Genomic DNA, 3,519 nt, shown 5'->3' on the forward strand with positions numbered 1-3,519 from the left:
CAGAACGACGTTGGCATCCACTCGACCCGTCGTGTCAAAACGGCGAACCACCCCTCCGAACTGGGTGCCGGCAGCGGCGTAGGCCCTGACGGGGTGGCTGGCGAGGGCGAACACTCCGCTGAATCCAACCATCGCCATCACCGGGACATCGGTGAACTCATCGGGCCCTGCGACGGTCGACGTAATGAAGTAATCGGCTTTCAGGGCCCCGGCTCCGGAGGCGATCAACGACACGTGCTCGATCACTGCGGTCTTGCCTTCAGGAACTACCTCGAACGATCCTGTATTGGCCTCCCCTTCGTTCAACTGGATGGTGAACTTCTTCTGGAAAGCGTCCATGAATACCTCCCTGCTCGCGTTGTCACGCAGACTACTCCCGGCTACTCTGAGGCCGCGATAACTGTTGGAGCTCGTTTGGGAGGCGGGACATGCTCGAGCTGGCGGATGGTGTCTACCAACTCTCAGGCAAACCGCCGAACTTAATCAACGTCTATCTCGTAGACGGCATCCTGGTCGACGCCGGCAGCCCGCAAGCCCATAAGCGCATCTTCCTTCAGCTGGGGGACCTGGTCCCGACCGCCCACCTTGTAACCCACGCCCACCCCGACCACTACGGTTCCAGCCACGCCGTCTGCGAGAGGTTCGGCATCCCCCTAATGACGGGCGCCAACGATGCTGACGCGATCGAAACGAGCGGCCCCGAGGCGAACGACACCTTCGTCGCCCGCAACATCCTGTCGAAGATGCCTCCGCCGCCGGCCCACCCGGTCGCTACCAGGCTGAAAGAGGGCGACAGGGTCGGCAGCTTCGAGGTCGTCGACACACCGGGACACTCCCGGGGCCACATCGCCCTGTGGCGAGCCGTCGACAGGACGCTGGTTCTGGCGGATGTCCTGTTCAACCTGAACCCGTTCACCATGAAGACCGGTCTGCGGGAACCTCTCCGGGTGCTCACTCTCGATCCGGCGCAGAACAGAGATTCCGCTCGCAAAGTGGCGGAATTGGAGCCGGAGCTGGTCCTGTTCGGTCACGGACCGGCCCTCCGGAACTCAGAAGCCTTTACCTGGTTCGTGGCCACGCTGCCCCGGTAACGCGCTCTGCTGCGGAGTTCTCCGCAGCTGCTAATCAAATCGTTCGACTTCTAAAGTCATAGGACCTTTGGGCCCCAATCTGGGGGCCATATGGCTTATCGGAAGCGCGCCGAAATGCCGATAGGTGTCGCAGCAAAAAATCAATTCTTCCTAACTCGTGAAGGACGAGCGCCATCAAGAGGTCAGACCCCCGCATCCGTGAACCGCAACAGGGCACATGCCCGAGGAGCTACGAAATGAGAATTCGTCGAAGCAGGAAGACAACCGTCATCGCATCGCTTCTGGTTCTGGCCGTCGCCGGAGCCGCGTACGCTTACTGGACCGCCGGAGGCACCGGAACCGGAACCGCTGAAACGGGAGAGACCCTTCCGCTGACGGCGAACCAGGTAACGGTTCTGGATCCGATGTACCCCGGCGACAGTCCTCAGACAATCTCGGGCACGTTCGACAACCCCAACGACGGTCCGACCTACGTCACCAGCGTGACTGCAGCTATCACCGGCGTTTCGGGTGGCGACGGCGCCTGCACTGATGCCGACTACCTCCTGGACAACGAAGTGATGCTGGTCGGTGCAGAAGTCCCGGCTGGTACCGGCGGCGCCTGGACGGGAGCAACGATTCAGTTCAACAACACCGGAGCGAACCAGGACGGATGCAAGAACGCAACCGTGACCCTGACCTACACCATCGTCTAACCCAGGACGGCATCACATGGGGTGGTGCCTAAGGGCACCACCCCATACCCATTTCACACGCACCACACCCGGGCAGCAGGGGAGAGTGATGAACGAAGAGAGCTTTTCATGCGATCGCCCGGAGGCCGCTCCGCCGCTGGTCCGATCCGGGCGGCGCCGAGGGAGCCGAGGCCTGCAGATCTGCCTGTCCCTCGGTCTTTCAACCCTTTTCACGCTGGGAGCGACCTCCGGCTACGCCTACTGGGCCGCGGGCTCCGGCTCCGGTTCGGCCTCGGTGGCCACCGCCACCATGCAGCCCGTAGTGATATCTGCTCTGTCCGGTGGCGACGGCCCGTCCTCCACGCTGGTCCCCGGCGGTAGCGCCGACGTCTTTCTGCGGGTGACGAACCCCAACCCGGTCGCCGTCCAGGTCTTCTCAGTCGAACCCAACGGTGCGATATACGCGGACGCCGCGTTCCCCGGCTGCACCACCACCGGCGTTACCTTCGACCCCCCTTCCAGCCCCTTGACTCCGACCGTGAGCGTGGGGGCAGGCAGCTCCCTGCTGATCCACCTGGACGGCGCGGCGAGCATGGACTACACGTCTTCGTCGGGGTGTCAGGGCGCCAGGTTCCACATCCCGGTGACCCTGACGGTCCGGCAGTGACCGACCCGGCCTTGGCCTTGCTCAATCCGGACCGGCGGCCCGGCAATCGCCGCCTGCGGCCGGTCTGGCTGGTCGCCCTGGTGGTCGTCCTCACCGGACCGGTGAATGCGGCCGCATTCTGGGCATCCACCGACAGCAGCCTCCCGGCGACCGCAATTGGTGACCTCCTCCAGCACGGGTCGACGCCGGCGGTGCAGGCGACCGGCCCCACCTCGGTGCAAGTTGACTTCACCCGCGGTTCGACCATGGGCGGTAGAGAGGTCACCAGCTATCTCATCAGCCGTTACGACTCGCCCTCCGCGACCACCGCCAGCGATTCGTTCACGTGCTCGTGGCCGTCCTCGAGTGCTCTGGACTGCTCGGAGACCGGCGTAGCGGACGGCACCTGGTACTACGCGGTCACCCCCCGGATCGCCGGATCCCTTTGGCATGGAATCGAGAGCGGGATGAGCTCCGGAGTCACCATCGACACCACCGCTCCCGGGGACCCCTCGACTCCGGATCTTGTGCCAGCCTCCGATTCGGGTGACTCGAACACCGACGATCTCACGAAGGTAACGACCCCCACCTTCACCGGCACCGCCGAGGCGGGCGCCACGGTGAAGATCTTCGCCGGCGGGGTGGAGCTGGGCAGCGGGTCGGCGACCGGAAGCGTGTACCTGATCCAGGCGTCCGCCCTCGCCCCGGGAACCCATGTCATCACGGCCACCGCCACCGATGCGTTCGGGAACGTGTCTGGGCCCTCGACCGGCCTGAGCGTGACAATCGACACCTCGGTGCCCGCCCCTTCGGCGCCCGACCTGGCGGCCGGGTCGGATTCGGGGAGCTCGTCGACCGACGATCTCACCAAATCGACCACCCCCACCTTCACCGGCACCGCCGATTCGGGCTCGACGGTGAGGATCTACGCCGGCGCAGTCGAGGTCGGCAGCGGCACGGCTACAGGAGGGAACTACTCGATCGCAGTTTCGACGCTGAGCCAGGGGGTGCACTCAATCACCGCCCGGGCCACGGATGTTGCCGGGAACGTGTCGGTTGCATCGGGTGCTCTTGCTCTGACTATCGACACGACGGCGCCGGTGGTCAC

General features: G+C 64.6%; 5 protein-coding genes. 4 read left to right on the forward strand and 1 reads right to left on the reverse strand.

Annotated features, from left to right (window positions below; all coding sequences use genetic code 11):
* Positions 1-339, reverse strand: a 339-nt coding sequence (locus VFV09_07865; protein ID HEU4867628.1) for a hypothetical protein, incomplete at its 3' end; no start/stop codon positions are given.
* A gap of 89 nt (positions 340-428) precedes the next feature.
* On the opposite strand from VFV09_07865, the gene VFV09_07870 reads away from it, so the two are divergent.
* From VFV09_07870 to VFV09_07885, 4 genes are all read left to right on the forward strand, one after another.
* Entirely contained in the window at positions 429-1,091 is a 663-nt protein-coding gene (locus tag VFV09_07870) for an MBL fold metallo-hydrolase (GenBank protein ID HEU4867629.1), read from the forward strand.
* Positions 1,092-1,327: 236 nt separating this feature from the next.
* Positions 1,328-1,786 carry a hypothetical protein gene (locus VFV09_07875; GenBank protein HEU4867630.1) on the forward strand — a complete coding sequence of 153 codons (459 nt, stop codon included), beginning with the start codon at positions 1,328-1,330 and terminating at the stop codon, positions 1,784-1,786.
* An 88-nt stretch (positions 1,787-1,874) separates the two neighbouring features.
* The gene (locus tag VFV09_07880; protein ID HEU4867631.1) at positions 1,875-2,432 is read left to right on the forward strand and encodes a hypothetical protein; all 558 of its coding nucleotides are present in this window, start codon (positions 1,875-1,877) and stop codon (positions 2,430-2,432) included.
* On the forward strand, positions 2,429-3,519 hold a 1,091-nt coding region (locus VFV09_07885), incomplete at its 3' end, for an Ig-like domain-containing protein (protein ID HEU4867632.1). The genes VFV09_07880 and VFV09_07885, both read left to right, overlap by 4 nt.

The sequence above is a fragment of the Actinomycetota bacterium genome (assembly GCA_035759705.1).
GTDB lineage: Bacteria > Actinomycetota > CADDZG01 > JAHWKV01 > JAHWKV01 > JAJCYE01.